The following is a 13,720-nucleotide window of genomic DNA, read 5'->3' on the forward strand; positions in this document are numbered from 1 at the left end:
CCATCAACAATTGTAGAGACGCGCCTTCAATAACCGTAGAGACGCGCCATGGCGCGTCTCTACAAGGGCTTTTTTTTAACCAGAGTGAATTTTAACCAGAGTTAATATGAAACCACCAGTTTGTCTAATCACCGGAGGGAGTTCTGGAATTGGTTTAAGCACCGCATTAGAACTCACTAAACAAGGATATCATGTCTTGATTGCTTGTCGTTCAGAACGCAAAGCAAATCAAGCCATTGATTATATTGAAAACCGCACAAATCAGGGAAAAGTTGAATTTTTACCGTTAGATTTAGCTTCATTAGATTCAATTCGTTGCTGTGTTGATATCTTTGAAAAACGCCAGCTTCCGTTAAATTTATTAATTAATAATGCAGGTATTTTTAATCAATCAGGAACCACAAAAGAAGGATTTGAATTAATTTGGGGAACCAATTATTTAGGACATTTTTTATTAACCTATTTATTATTAGATAAACTCAAATCCTCAGAATCCAGCCAAATATTATTTATTGGTTCTGATTTAGCTTTATGGTCAAAAAATCTGGATTGGAAACGATGGGTGAAAAAAACACCCTTGAACTTCCTCAAATTATATGCAGATTCTAAAATGTGTTTATTACTCTTGATGCGGTATCTTCTACAACATCAATTGCATGAAACCTCCATCAGAGTCAATACATTTCATCCGGGTTTTGTCCAATCTAATATTACCATTTGGCATCAGTTAAGCCGTTTTTTAAAGATTGGTAATTCTCCTGAAAAGATTAGTAAAAATATTATTAAATTTTTAAGTAATCCTAAATATCATTCAGTTCAATGTCAATTCTTAAATCGAAATCTTCAACCGATGCCCTTAACGGATATTAGCACAAATGATAATTTAGCTAGTCAAATTTGGGAAAAAAGTTTATTTTGGACAGGATTATCGAATCCAATTCTACAAACTCCCATTCAATATAACCCTGAAGATAGCATCTGGGGGCCTTATTCTTTAAATTTAACCGAAACTGAACTCAAAGACATTCAGAAACAGATTTTTAAAACCGTTTTACCCCGTTCTCCTATTCCAATATTGTTTAATAGCTGTCAATTTATTAAAACCGGAAATTTTGGCTCATTAATATTATTACTCATTCAAGGATTAAAACGAGAATTTCACATGGAACGCCATTTGGATTCTCCTATTATTTTTGAACTTTGCAAAAATCCCCATTTACTCGAAAAAGTTCGGGAATATTTAGGCGAATCTCTGTTTCTGTGGCGTTCTGAATTATGGGTAAATTATCCCGCACAACAATTAATTCCCCTTTGGCATCAAGACCGATATCCTCAGTTATTAACACAAACGGGAAAAACCCTCCATGTTTATATTGCTTTAACGGAAGTAAATGCGGGCAATGGATTTCAATATTTACCTAAACAATATAACTCATTATGTTCAGTTAAAATGAATGATCCCTTTAGCGGAAATCCTTTCTTTGAAGTCAATAAAGATGTCGAACAATTGGCATTACCTGTTTGTTTAAAACCCGGAGAATTTATCTTTTTTACTGATGATTTAATTCATCGTTCGATTTGTAATATCAGTGGTCAAGTTCGCCTCTCCTTAACCCTCCGTTTTGCCGAATCTAGTGTTAAAATGTGTAAAAGTTATAGTTCTCACCTCCAATCTCCCATTGTATTTTTGTGACATTTTATGGAGATTTGCGATCAGGAGTTGAATCCAACTAAAATTCTAGTGTAGAAGACTCAACAAATCAATTGCAATGGATTATAAAACCGCTTATAGCTTTTTAATCGATCAAGGAATGGCCTTAGAGACGCAAAAAAACCCCGATGCGTTTTTAATGCGTTTAAAACAGGGTCAACCCCCCATCCCCGGTCAGGTGACAGCCATTTTATTAGCGTTAAAAATTGCCTATGATACGCTAAAAGAAACGTCAACCTTTGAAAAAAATTTCGTGTTGGCGTTACATGAATTAGCAATGCAAAGTCATCAACAATTTGCATCCGGTCGTAACCGAGGTGTTGAATGGCCTCCTTTATTACAAGAAGATTTACACCGCATTGCTCTAGGGGTTAAAAGTATTTTTTCCGGTTACTGGTTGGTGGAAAAATAGGAAAAAAGGTGTTGGCTGTTAACTGTCAACCGTGATCATCAATTCTGAGGAATTTAACGGATTTTTCAGTCAACAGTCAACAGTTAGCAGTCAACAATAGACTGAAATATCTTCTCCACATTCATCCGCCAAATAACATAACGCCTGAAACCGGAGAGAAACTAATTCCTCATAGAAAGGATTGAGTTTACACAAAGGCGGAATGTGGAACAGAACACGACCAAATACTTTAATATCTCGTTCAAACGGACATTGAGCGGGGATGAGTTGACACAAGCGATGAGCGAATTTCGAGTCTTGGATTTTAATGCTTTCGAGCCAGTGACGAATGGGGCGCAGAGGAGCAAATCGAGGTTTGGAGGGGAAGGGGTCAAAGGAGCCAGATTGAGAAATGGGGGCAGATTCAACGGGAGTTGTTCCGCGACTAACAAGAGTTAGATAAGACATGGTACAATCAGTAAAATTCATCGTTCTCATTCGGAGTAAAACCGAAGTGTAGACAACTCTCTATAGAGAGTCTACGAATTGTTGGTTTAAGTTTCCGTACAAGGTTCGCTAACCCGTACAGAACCTCAGAAAATAAAGGATTCAAAACAGAAGCAACAGAATTTCTGGCCAGAGTTGAGCGTTGGTGAACTGTGTTTGTCCTTCTTCCCATAATCATGCCCTAAATTTTCAGAGTTTTCCCATAAGTTTTATTTAAAGTATAGATTTTACCTATAAAAAATATAAATAATACTTATCGTTCATGGGTTGACAAATCTGTTATAATATGCGCTATTTTACAGGGCTAGACTGACCGGAAACCCAAATCTGATTAAATCCTATTGATTTTTGAAAAGATTCAATTAACTTGAAGGGTAGAAAATTTCCACTTCAGGAGTTAGTAATATAACTGAATTTTAGAGAGAATTTAAGTTAAACGGTGAACTACAGATTTCAATTAAACCATTCCTGAAAATAAAAATATTTTTTCTACTCTTGGCAGTTCAATTTTAGATCGAATATAATAGGCTGACGACGATCTCAAGCTAAGGTTATTATCAATTTTTATCATTAATTGTTGCAAATAACCTTCCCAGTCAGTTAATTAATAACTGGCATAATTTATCTTGTTTAAACCCGGAGAAAAAAAATGAATTACTTTACAGTTGTCATGAATTTATTACGAGAACGACAACAATTTTTAGATGATATCAAAAAAGGAGTGAAGCTTAAACCAAAACTGATCGGGTTATTAATTTCTAGCACCGTATTTTTTGGAATTTATGGGGCAATTATTGGTTCATCAAGTAGTCCCTTACAGGCGTTAGTTTCAGCGATTAAGTTACCTGCACTCTATTTATTAACGTTAGTCATTTGTTTCCCAACGTTATACTTTTTTAATGTCATGTTTGGGTCAAAACGTACCTTTGAACAATATTTAACGCTATTAATGACCGCCATGGCGATGATTAGTGTTCTCATGTTTGGGTTTGCACCCGTCTCCTTATTCTTTTTATTAAGTACAAAAGATTATGATTTTTTTCTATTATTAAATGTGCTGATTATGACAATTACAGGAGGATTAGGGATACAATTTTTCTATCAAGGAATGCAATATTTATTTTTAGAAGATCCTGAAGGAAAAGACCTCCGGCTGAATATTTTACGATTTTGGTTGGGTTTATATGCGTTTGTTGGAACTCAACTGGGTTGGACATTACGGCCTTTTTTTGGTTCCCCTGGAATGCCATTTCAACTCTTGAGAGATCGAGAAAGTAATTTTTATGTCAGTTTATTGAATTCTATTGGTTCTTTGTTAGGATTAAATTAATGAATCAGCATGATTTAGAGGATTTAAAAATTCCCGAACCTGAGTTAGAAGAATTGTCGGGAATTTCCCCCGGAGATGTATTAATTTGCAATCTATATCGGCTTAAAAATTGGCGAGATCACAAGCAAATTATTTCTATCATTCTAAACCAAATTTTAATTGTTGGCTTAACTTTAGTTTTTTCTCTCCCCCTAGCATTAATCATCTCTCGAAAAACAACCTATTCTTCCCAAGATATCCATTTATTCACTCAGGTTTTTGGTATTACATTAACCCTGTCTGTTCTATTAACCGTGAGTTGGAATTTATACATGATCACGAAGACAAAACCCTTAACCCAGTTAACGAGTTTATTAGAAGAAGTGAATAAATATAATGATGTGATTAAAGCGGTTGAGATTTTAGATCAATTGGTCGCTGTTGGTAATTTAAGGGGAGATATTATCAATCGAAAAGAGGTAATTAAAGCTTTACAAATTACACATGATAGTTTAGTGAGTGCGTTAAAAACCGAACGAATTTTGCGAGAACATCAAGATTTTATTGGTCGTCGTTATGAATTATTTGCCAATTTAGAAAATAATTTATCAGCGTTGATGGCGTTGGATGTCACGAATCAAGCAAGTGAATATGGACGGTTATTAAATGAAACCTTAGAAATTGGGATGAGTGTACATCAAGAAGTGAGGAACTTAAAATAAACTCATTTGTAGGCTGAGTTGAGAAACTTCACCTAACCTACAAATTTCTGATTAATATTTACAATCTGTTAAATAATCTGACCACACATAACCTTCTAATGGTTTAACAATTTTTGTCCATTTTTCTCCTTCACTTCCATCCGTTACTCCTAACGCCACAATCGTTCCATTTTTAAGGTTTCCTATCACTTTTCCATTGGGTTTTTGTCGAACGTTTAAGGGTGTACCTGTGGGGTCAGCAACGGTACAATATCCAATGGGAGTTTGTACCAATTGTAATGAATCAGAAGTCTCAGAAATCGTTGAACGAGATTGAATCGCTGTATTAGCAGGTGTAGCTTGGGTTAACGTAATTGGAATTAACCCAACAACAGCGACTTTAAAAAGGGTAGTTGCAGATTTTTTATTCATGGGGTTTTCAATCCTTTAACTCAATCAATGATCAAAGTTGCACCCCTATTTTGATTATAAACGATTTTTAGGAATTAAGCTTAAAAAATATCTAACTGTTCTCCCTCATCCTCTTTATTATCTTGTTTCTTAATTCCCTTTCTCAATCCAATAGCAATTTTACTATGCTTTTCAATTTGACGCATGACTTGTTTAGCCCGTTGAATCACAACATCCGGTAAACCCGCTAACCGTCCCGCTTCAATTCCATAGGATTTATCTGCACCTCCGGGTTGAACTTGATGCAAAAATATAATTTTATCGGGTAATTCTTTGACCGTAACTTGATAGTTTGCTACATTGGGAATAATGGAAGCTAACTCATTTAATTCATGATAATGGGTGGCAAAAATGGTTCGAGATCGAATTTCTGTGGCTAAATATTCCGCTACAGACCACGCAATGGATAAACCATCAAAGGTTGCTGTCCCTCGCCCAATTTCATCTAATAAGACTAAGGATTTTGGAGTCGCATGATTTAAAATATTAGCAGTTTCATTCATTTCCACCATAAAGGTTGATTGACCCGTTGCTAAATCATCCACCGCCCCGACACGGGTAAAAATGCGATCGCATATTCCTAATTTAGCCGATTTAGCAGGAACAAAACTCCCCACCTGAGCTAATAATTGAATTAACCCAATTTGGCGTAAATAACAACTTTTACCACTGGCATTTGGCCCTGTTAAAATAATCAAATCCGGGTAAGAATAGGGTTTAATTCCTGATGCTTCTGACTCTTCTTCTGTACTTCCTAACTGGGCAGTATTGGGAACAAAAAAACCAGGGGGTAAGGATTTTTCCACAACGGGATGTCGCCCTTCAATAATTTTAATTTCTCGACTATTAACCATTTCGGGACGACAATAGCCTTGATAAACGGCAATATCCGCTAACCCACATAAAACATCAACCGCAGCGACCGCGCGAGACACATCTCGGATGAGTTCTGAATGTTCTCCCACTTCCGATCTTAACCGCACAAATAGCTCATATTCTAGTTGGTTTAAATCATCTTTTGCCGTTAAGATTCGAGCTTCACGTTCCTTTAATTCCGGGGTAATAAATCGTTCTTCATTGGTTAAAGTTTGCTTCCGAATATAATCGGTAGGAGCTTGATCTATTTTAGAGCGCGTAATACTAATATAATAGCCAAACGCTTTATTAAAACCCACTTTTAACGTCGAAATTCCAGTGCGTTCTCGTTCTTGAACTTCTAAATTGGCTAACCATTGTTGATCTTCTTCCGCTAATACCCGCATCCCATCTAATTGTTCATCGACCCCAGCACGAATCACACCTCCTTCTTTTAAGTGTTGGGGGGGAGATTCTACTAAATAAGATTGAATTTTATGGGCTAAGGTTTCTAACAGTTGGGGGACGGTTTGTAAGGCTTTTAAATAGGGAGAATTACCTTCACTGACTAAAACCGATAATTCCGGTAATTTCGCTAATGAATCCGCTAAAGCGACTAAATCTCTGGCGTTAGCCGTTCCATTTCCCGCCCGTCCTGTTAATCGTTCTAAATCATAAATTTGCCGAAGCAATTGTTGTAAATTATATCTTAATTCATGATTTTCAGCTAACTCTTGAATGGTATCATGACGTGCCCGAATTCCCCGAATATCTAATAAGGGTTGTAATAACCAACGACGCAACGCCCGCCCCCCCATAGCGGTGCTGGTTTTATCTAATGCCCATAATAAAGAACCATGTAACGTTCCATCCCGAACGGTTTGGGTAATTTCTAAATTGCGACGACTTTGATAATCTAAGATTAAATAATCCGTAATTGTGTAAGTTCGTAATCGTTGTAAAGGAACTTGATTTTCCCGTTGAGTATCATCTAAATAATCTAATAATCCTCCCGCCGCCCGCACGCCTAACGGCAAATGATCACAGCCTAATCCTTCTAAAGATCGCAGTTGAAATTCTTCTAAAATTTGGTTTCGAGCTTCAGTTAAAGTAAAGGGAAGTTGGGAACGGAAGGAATAACAAAAACAATTCGGTAAACAATCCGGTAACTGATCAGATTTTTCCCCCGGACGTAACATTTTCCCTAAATCTGGCGCATTAATCGGAACTAAAATCTCCGACGGTTGTAACCGCATTAACTCCTGGGTGAGTTGTTCTAAATTTTGCGATTGTGTCGTTAAAAATTCCCCCGTTGAAACATCTGAGTAAGCTAACCCCCAATGATCTCCAGCAATCACAACAGCCGCTAAATAATTATTTTGACGACCTTTAAGCATTCCATCATCTGTCAAAGTTCCAGGGGTTAAAATCCGAGTAATTTCTCGACGAACCTGACGCTTTTCTCGCGCCGCAATTTCCGCATCTTCAACTTGATCACAAATCGCCACCGCATAGCCTTTTTCTAATAATAAAGCCGCATAACGTTCGACAGCATGATGGGGAACACCCGTCATGGGGACTCGCCCGATTTCTTTCCCTCCATGTTTAGTGGTTTGCACTAATTCCAATTCTTGCGCTATTGTAATTGCATCTTGAAAAAAACACTCAAAAAAATCTCCCACCCGAAATAAAAGTAAGGCATGGGGATATTGTTCCTTGACTTCGATATAGCGTTGCATCATTTCCGATAACTTTTCCCAATCGACCTGGCGATAGTCTGCATTTGGGGGAAGGGAATTATTCGGTTGTGCGGGTGCAGAAGATGCACTAGGAGAAACGCTCATAATTTTGTGAAGATGCAAGCCAAGACTAACCATTAAGACTTTAGCGCGTTTAGTCACCTTCTGCAAACTTAGCAATTTAGTTTAAACTTTAATTCATGGATATCTCAGCCCGCACCAGTCGTCAGACTGTATTTTTACAGTGAAACGCGATCGCTTTTTATCAAAAAATCTAGCCCGTCAAGTGGTTAGTCTTTATGCCTTTCTCGGTAGTATTTGGATTTTTTTATCCGATCAACTACTTGCCTTTTTTTCTCCTAACCCTCGATTTTTAACTCAGATTCAAACGCTGAAAGGCGGAATTTTCCTGTTAATTACCAGTGTTCTTTTATACTTCTTTGTAAGTTTAGGAACCCGTCGTTTACAGGACTCAGAACAACGGTATCGAACTTTATTTTTTGCTCATCCCCAACCCATGTGGGTGTATGACTTAAAAACCCTGAAATTTCTGGCTGTTAATGAAGCCGCCATAGAACATTATGGTTATTCAGAAACAGAATTTCTGTCAATGAAAATTACAGAGATTCGACCGCCAGAAGATATTCCACGATTATCAGAAAGTCTATCTAAAATTCAGATAGGACAAAATCGAGTGGGTATCTGGCGACATCATAAAAAAGATGGTACATTAATGGCTGTAGAAGTAACAGGCCATACTATAAACTGGAAAGAGAAATTTGCGGAAGTCGTTTTAGCTCAAGATGTTACAGAACGATTGCAAACGAAAGCCCAGCTTGAACGCTATGCCTTTAATGATTTACTCACCGGATTAGCCAACCGCAGTTTATTATTAGAAAGGCTACAATATGCCCTTCAACATCCCCAAAAAGACTTAAAAAATTTTGCCGTTTTATCCTTCGATATTGATCGGTTTAAACCTCTTAAATATGGCTTTGGTCATCTCTTAGCTGAACAACTCTTAATTGCAGTCGCCCAACGACTTCAAACCTGTGTTAGTCCGAGGGATGTTGTCGCCAGAGTGGGAACCGATGAATTTGCAATTTTATTGACTGATATTGCTAATTCTACAGTTTTAAGCGAAAAAATTGAACGGATTCATACCAGTTTAGATTTTCCTTTTCGCTTAGATACGGTAACGATTTCATCCCCCACCAGTATTGGCATTGTGTTGGATAAATTGCAAAGCCAACGTCCTGAAGATTATCTCCAAGCTGCCGATACTGCGATGTATTATGCCAAACAACAAGGACGAGGAGCTACGGTATTTTATGAGCCTTCTATGGCAACAGTTGTGGCAGAACATTTGCAATTAGAAGCCGATTTACAACGCGCTATTGAACGTCAACAACTGAGTTTAAATTATCAACCGATTGTTTCCTTGAAAACTCAAAAAATTGTCGGTTTTGAAGCTTTAGTGCGTTGGTCACATCCTCAACGGGGGTTTGTGTCTCCAGCCCAGTTAATTTACTTAGCAGAAAAAGCCGGATTAATTGTTTCAATGGGACAATGGGTTCTTTCCCAAGCTTGTCAGGATTTATTAGAATGGAAACCTCAATTCCCTGATTTATATGTTAGCGTCAATCTTTCTGAAATTCAATTACGACATCCCCATTTACTGCAAGAAGTTAAAGGAGTTTTAGACTCTTTAAAACTGCCTGCCTTTAGCTTAAAGCTCGAAATTACTGAAAGCAGTCTCATGGAAAACATTACCCATACAACGGAATTATTGAGGCAGTTAAAAGCCCTCAAAATTCGATTATTAATTGATGATTTTGGTACAGGATATTCGTCTTTAAGTTATCTACAAAAACTCCCTGTAGATACCTTAAAAATAGATCGATCTTTTGTCCAAAATATCCAAGCTGGAAATAAGGATTTTGAGATTGCCAAAACGATTATTAACTTAGCTCATAGTTTGGGCTTAGAAGTGGTTGCGGAAGGAATTGAAACCCCTGACCAAGAGGAAATGTTAAAGCAACTCGGCTGTGAATTTGGACAGGGATATTTATTCTCACCTCCCTTGGTTGAAACTGAGGTGATGAATTTTCTCAACCAAAATCAGTGAAAAAACCGCCCTAGACGTTCGCCTCAAAACCATTAAACTATAAACAGTGAGTGGAGAAAAAATTAAAAGTCTAATGGCTAGAGGCGACCAAATCTATGTTTTTCGAGAATTTTATAACCTAGAAGGTTTATACGAACACCATGGGATTGATTGTGGGGATGGAACGGTTATTCATTATCGTAAACCCAGTGAAATTATTGAACGCACTTCTATCGATACCTTTTCTAAGGGGAAAAAGATTGATGTGCGACACTATCCCATTCGTTATATCCCCGATACTGTTATTCAACGGGCTGAAAGTCGTTTAGGTGAAAAACAATATAATTTACTGTTTAATAATTGTGAACATTTTGCGACTTGGTGCGTTACTGGGGTTAGTAAAAGTCAACAGGTGGAAAATTTTATTCCCCTTCTCCGTTATATTAATGTTGACACCTTATCTGAGCCTCTCAAACAAGCGTTCATGGGAACACCGCCAAAAGATGCCAATCACCTTTTAAATCAGGCTTTAGCGGAAATTCGGGTCAGTTGGGATGATATTCACCCTCAATATAAACACGCCTTAAACGATATGAATTCTTGGAATCAAGTGGCTGTAGAAGCATTAAAACGCAATCGAGAAGATTTAGCCCGGGAAGCCCTCAAGCGCAAACTCACCGCCAAACGACGGGCTACGGAATTAGAAGCGAGTTTAGAAAAATTAGCGTCTATGACTCAAAAGCTACTCCAAAATCAAACCGATATTCCCCATTAGGAAATAAACCGGGATTGTTCCAGGGTAGCTGAGGCTCTCAAACTCAATCGAGGATATCAGAAATGCTATAACTGGGGCGAAAGGATTCGAACCTCTGAATGGCGGGACCAAAACCCGCTGCCTTACCGCTTGGCGACGCCCCATTGCTTCACAGTTATTTATATTAGCAGTATCCTCCCTGGATTTGTCAAGGGTTTTCACTAATTTTTTTTTAACATTTTTGAATAATCGTCTGAAATCCTCTTGATATAATCGTTTGGGCCATTATCAACCTGCGGTTCATCAGGAAGAGAAGGCACAATAAAGAAGATTGACTTCACACTCTGATCCGCTATGTATCGTCATCCAATCTCAACAGGGTTGTTTGTTGTGGTTGTTGTGCGCTCTGACAACCGCTTTTTATTGATTCAGGAAGTAATGGGGAATCGTCCTTGGTATTTTCCCGCCGGACGAGTCGAACCTGGGGAAACCTTTGTCGCCGCCGCCAAACGGGAAACCCTAGAAGAAGCGGGAATTCCTATCATCTTGGAAGGGATTTTAAGAATTCAGCATCTCCCCCAACCGAACGGACAATCCCGCATTGGGGTGTTTTTTTTAGCCCGTCCTGAAGGGAATACACCGCCCAAAAGTAAACCAGATCATGAAAGTTTAGGTGCGAAATGGTTTACCTTAATGGAACTCGAACAATTACCCTTAAGAACTAAATTTGTAAAACCGATTATTTCTGAGGTTTTAACAAAACCAGAAGTTTATCCCTTACAGTTAATTATACCGGAAGGAAATTTGATGAAAGTTACACAAATTCAGAAATAATTTAATTTTGCTCCTAGAATAATAGGAGGAGAATTGTTAGAGGTTATTGAACCGGAACTAATAATAAACTGCCTTGAAAATCGCCAGATTGGGCAGGGGAATTAAAGCGCCAATATTGTTGATATTGATTTAAGAAACTTTGACCGATAATCCCATCCACTTGTAATAGATCTAAAACGGGAGAAGATAAAATAACCGCTTCTAAATTATTTTGATGATAATCTTTGAGAGAAACTTGCTCTAACCGAGAACGTTCTGCATCTTCTAAACCACAAAATCCCTGAACTTGAATATCTTGACGAGTTGCCTCTTCTAAGTTGAGTTGATTGGCTAACTGTTCCGAGATAAAAATCGTATCGGCTCCCGTATCTAATAAAAAGGTAAACGGCCCCTTGCCATTAATTTCAACTTCAGCTAACATCACCCCTAAACGGCTTTTTAAGGGGATAGAGTCTGCTACAGATTCAGGCGGTAAAGAAGACGGATTTAATAATTGTAATTGATGAGTTTTAGGGTTAATTTTAACATCAAAATTCCTTAAAAAATCCATTCCTAAAACCCCATATAATTCCTCTGGAATTACAGTAGTTGAAAATTCTAATCCTTGCAATTCTTCCACACGAACTTGATTAATCACCAAGGGGGGTAAGTGATGCAAAATTGCATTCATATTCGGACAATCATCCCCCGCCACCGCATAATCTAATCCTTCATTAGAAATCGGTTCCCCTTTTAAACCTAACTGTTGAACCAGGGCGGTGGTAATCATCGTAGTAGATGCACCCGTATCTAATAAAAAGCTACCTGATTTTCCCCCAATGGAAAGTTGCAGGGTAAACACTTGACTTCCTTCTAACAATTGCAGGGGAATCGTGGTTTGCCCAACGGTTTTTGGAGGCGGTAAATTTAAACCCTGGAGTTTCACAATGGCATTGACAGAAAAAACGTTTAATAACATTGTAGTCTGAGAACCCAAATCAGTACGGACTAATGAAGGTTCTAAATTTGGAGAATCAGTCAGGGTTGGGTTTGCCAAACTTTTAGCACCCCAAGGAAAAAGCCAAACTAAAACCACCATTAGGGAAGTCACGCCTTTCATTCGTTATAAAGTTCCTGATAACAAGTATCAGACATTTCAAAATTAGCAGTAACACTTTGTACATCATCCAAATCATCTAAGGCATTCATTAATTTCATTAAAGATCTGGCTTTTTCCACATCATCAACTTCAATAATATTATTCGGAATCTAACGCCATTCAGCCTCCACAACGTTAAATCCTTGTTCTTTTAACACCTGGGCTAAATGTTCTAAATTCGGGATAGCGGTAGACACTTCCGCCCCATCGGTATCATTAACCGGGGTTAATTCATAGGATTCCGCTTCCCCTTCTACCAAGGCTTCCAGGAGTTTTTCTTCATCAATTGGCCCTGCTAAGGTGACAACGCCTTTCTGGTCAAACATCCAACTCACACATCCGGTTTCACCCAAGTTACCGCCATTTTTACTAAAGGCTACCCGTAAATCGGCGGCGGTACGATTGCGGTTATCGGTGAGTCCTTCAATTAAAATCGCCACTCCTCCGACTCCATACCCTTCATAACGGATGGATTCTAACTCAGAAGCTCCGGCTCCCAGTTTACCCGAACCTTTAGCGATCGCTCGTTCAATATTATCATTGGGAATACCTGCGGCTTTTGCCTTTTCAATAGCGGTTCGCAGTTGGAAGTTTCCCATGGGGTCAGCCCCTTGACGCGCCGCCACAATAATTTCACGGGAAATTCTAGTGAATACTTTACCTTTAACCGCATCCACTCTTGCTTTTTGGCGCTTAATATTCGCCCACTTACTATGTCCAGCCATACTCCCAGAGAATCACACCACTCTTTATTTTAAGGGAACAGGGAATTACGAATTACGAATTACGAATTACGAATTACGAATGGGCAATAGGGATAATAGTTCTGGCTGTTTCATATCAGTTGTAAATTATTACAACCTCCGTCTCGAAGGCGCGGATTGCTAGATATCAGTGTCAACAATCGCACTAAAAGTAGGCTTGTTACCGAAAGCTCTTTGATTTTTTTAAGCATCAATGATCCCCCCTAGCCCCCCTTGGAAAGCAGGGCTGTTTCAAAGTCGGGGGGAAAAGAGTAAAGAAAGAGCGATCGCTACCTGATAAAATCAAGAGCGGTCGCTTATTTTTTCTAAAATAAAGATGCTAACAACTTTAATAGAAAAACTGAAAAAAGTCAAGGATTACCGGAAGGCTCAGGGAACAAGGCATCCAATATGGCTAGTATTATTAATAGTCATATTGGGGCTAATGTCGAGGAATTTA

At 38.3% G+C, this 13,720-nt stretch carries 11 protein-coding genes, 1 tRNA gene and 2 pseudogenes; 8 read left to right on the forward strand and 6 right to left on the reverse strand.

All coding sequences use genetic code 11. From position 1 onward, the window contains the following. The first annotated feature begins 106 nt into the window (after positions 1–106). Together H6G57_RS27535 and H6G57_RS27540 are read left to right on the forward strand one after the other, a co-directional pair. Complete coding sequence (locus tag H6G57_RS27535) at positions 107–1,693, forward strand: SDR family NAD(P)-dependent oxidoreductase (RefSeq protein WP_190524849.1); 1,587 nt, start codon at positions 107–109, stop codon at positions 1,691–1,693. A 76-nt stretch (positions 1,694–1,769) separates the two neighbouring features. Next, the gene (locus tag H6G57_RS27540; protein ID WP_190524851.1) at positions 1,770–2,123 is read left to right on the forward strand and encodes a Dethiobiotin synthetase; all 354 of its coding nucleotides are present in this window, start codon (positions 1,770–1,772) and stop codon (positions 2,121–2,123) included. A 90-nt stretch (positions 2,124–2,213) separates the two neighbouring features. Here the strand turns inward: H6G57_RS27540 and H6G57_RS27545 are convergent, their stop codons facing one another. Continuing rightward, entirely contained in the window at positions 2,214–2,570 is a 357-nt protein-coding gene (locus H6G57_RS27545; protein WP_228041857.1) for a Mo-dependent nitrogenase C-terminal domain-containing protein, read from the reverse strand. 688 nt (positions 2,571–3,258) lie between these two features. Here H6G57_RS27545 and H6G57_RS27550 point away from each other — a divergent pair. Both H6G57_RS27550 and H6G57_RS27555 read left to right on the forward strand, forming a co-directional pair. Continuing rightward, entirely contained in the window at positions 3,259–3,939 is a 681-nt protein-coding gene (locus H6G57_RS27550) for an actin-binding WH2 domain-containing protein (protein ID WP_190524854.1), read from the forward strand. Continuing rightward, positions 3,939–4,640: a hypothetical protein gene (locus tag H6G57_RS27555; protein WP_190524856.1), complete on the forward strand. Its 702-nt coding sequence runs from the start codon at positions 3,939–3,941 to the stop codon at positions 4,638–4,640. Before H6G57_RS27550 ends, H6G57_RS27555 begins: the two co-directional genes overlap by 1 nt. A 51-nt stretch (positions 4,641–4,691) precedes the next feature. Here H6G57_RS27555 and H6G57_RS27560 read toward each other — a convergent pair whose 3' ends face one another. After that, positions 4,692–5,051: an SH3 domain-containing protein gene (locus H6G57_RS27560; RefSeq protein ID WP_190524858.1), complete on the reverse strand. Its 360-nt coding sequence runs from the start codon at positions 5,049–5,051 to the stop codon at positions 4,692–4,694. Positions 5,052–5,131: 80 nt separating this feature from the next. Beyond that, the gene (mutS, locus tag H6G57_RS27565; protein WP_190524860.1) at positions 5,132–7,789 is read right to left on the reverse strand and encodes a DNA mismatch repair protein MutS; all 2,658 of its coding nucleotides are present in this window, start codon (positions 7,787–7,789) and stop codon (positions 5,132–5,134) included. Between the two features lie 139 nt (positions 7,790–7,928). Here mutS and H6G57_RS27570 point away from each other — a divergent pair, with 139 nt between their 5' ends. Both H6G57_RS27570 and H6G57_RS27575 read left to right on the forward strand, forming a co-directional pair. Beyond that, complete coding sequence (locus H6G57_RS27570; protein ID WP_190524862.1) at positions 7,929–9,812, forward strand: bifunctional diguanylate cyclase/phosphodiesterase; 1,884 nt, start codon at positions 7,929–7,931, stop codon at positions 9,810–9,812. A 46-nt stretch (positions 9,813–9,858) separates the two neighbouring features. Continuing rightward, positions 9,859–10,566, forward strand: a complete 708-nt coding sequence (locus H6G57_RS27575) for a lecithin retinol acyltransferase family protein (protein WP_375539554.1) — start codon at positions 9,859–9,861, stop codon at positions 10,564–10,566. A 71-nt stretch (positions 10,567–10,637) separates the two neighbouring features. Here H6G57_RS27575 and H6G57_RS27580 read toward each other — a convergent pair. Beyond that, a tRNA-Gln gene (locus H6G57_RS27580) sits at positions 10,638–10,709 on the reverse strand. Positions 10,710–10,899: 190 nt separating this feature from the next. Here H6G57_RS27580 and H6G57_RS27585 point away from each other — a divergent pair. After that, positions 10,900–11,379 (forward strand): NUDIX hydrolase, encoded by a 480-nt coding sequence (locus tag H6G57_RS27585; RefSeq protein WP_190524864.1) that lies wholly within the window; start codon positions 10,900–10,902, stop codon positions 11,377–11,379. 43 nt (positions 11,380–11,422) lie between these two features. Here H6G57_RS27585 and H6G57_RS27590 read toward each other — a convergent pair whose 3' ends face one another. After that, on the reverse strand, positions 11,423–12,478 hold the full coding sequence (locus tag H6G57_RS27590) for a retropepsin-like aspartic protease (RefSeq protein WP_190524866.1): 1,056 nt from the start codon (positions 12,476–12,478) through the stop codon (positions 11,423–11,425). Further along, positions 12,475–13,242: pseudogene (locus H6G57_RS27595) on the reverse strand (YebC/PmpR family DNA-binding transcriptional regulator). Before H6G57_RS27595 ends, H6G57_RS27590 begins: the two are co-directional and overlap by 4 nt. A 355-nt stretch (positions 13,243–13,597) precedes the next feature. Between H6G57_RS27595 and H6G57_RS29275 the strand changes: the two are divergent. Then, positions 13,598–13,720, forward strand: a pseudogene (locus H6G57_RS29275) (ISAs1 family transposase); the annotation flags it as partial.

The sequence above is a fragment of the Planktothrix sp. FACHB-1365 genome, assembly GCF_014697575.1.
In the GTDB taxonomy this organism is placed as follows: domain Bacteria; phylum Cyanobacteriota; class Cyanobacteriia; order Cyanobacteriales; family Microcoleaceae; genus Planktothrix.

Coding starts and splice junctions, on each gene's coding strand:
- H6G57_RS27560 (WP_190524858.1), bottom strand. CDS start 5,051: ATGAATAAAAAATCTGCAACTACCCTTTTTAAAGTCGCTGTTGTTGGG.
- H6G57_RS27535 (WP_190524849.1), top strand. CDS start 107: ATGAAACCACCAGTTTGTCTAATCACCGGAGGGAGTTCTGGAATTGGT.
- mutS (WP_190524860.1), bottom strand. CDS start 7,789: ATGAGCGTTTCTCCTAGTGCATCTTCTGCACCCGCACAACCGAATAAT.
- H6G57_RS27555 (WP_190524856.1), top strand. CDS start 3,939: ATGAATCAGCATGATTTAGAGGATTTAAAAATTCCCGAACCTGAGTTA.
- H6G57_RS27540 (WP_190524851.1), top strand. CDS start 1,770: ATGGATTATAAAACCGCTTATAGCTTTTTAATCGATCAAGGAATGGCC.
- H6G57_RS27585 (WP_190524864.1), top strand. CDS start 10,900: ATGTATCGTCATCCAATCTCAACAGGGTTGTTTGTTGTGGTTGTTGTG.
- H6G57_RS27550 (WP_190524854.1), top strand. CDS start 3,259: ATGAATTACTTTACAGTTGTCATGAATTTATTACGAGAACGACAACAA.
- H6G57_RS27590 (WP_190524866.1), bottom strand. CDS start 12,478: ATGAAAGGCGTGACTTCCCTAATGGTGGTTTTAGTTTGGCTTTTTCCT.
- H6G57_RS27545 (WP_228041857.1), bottom strand. CDS start 2,570: ATGTCTTATCTAACTCTTGTTAGTCGCGGAACAACTCCCGTTGAATCT.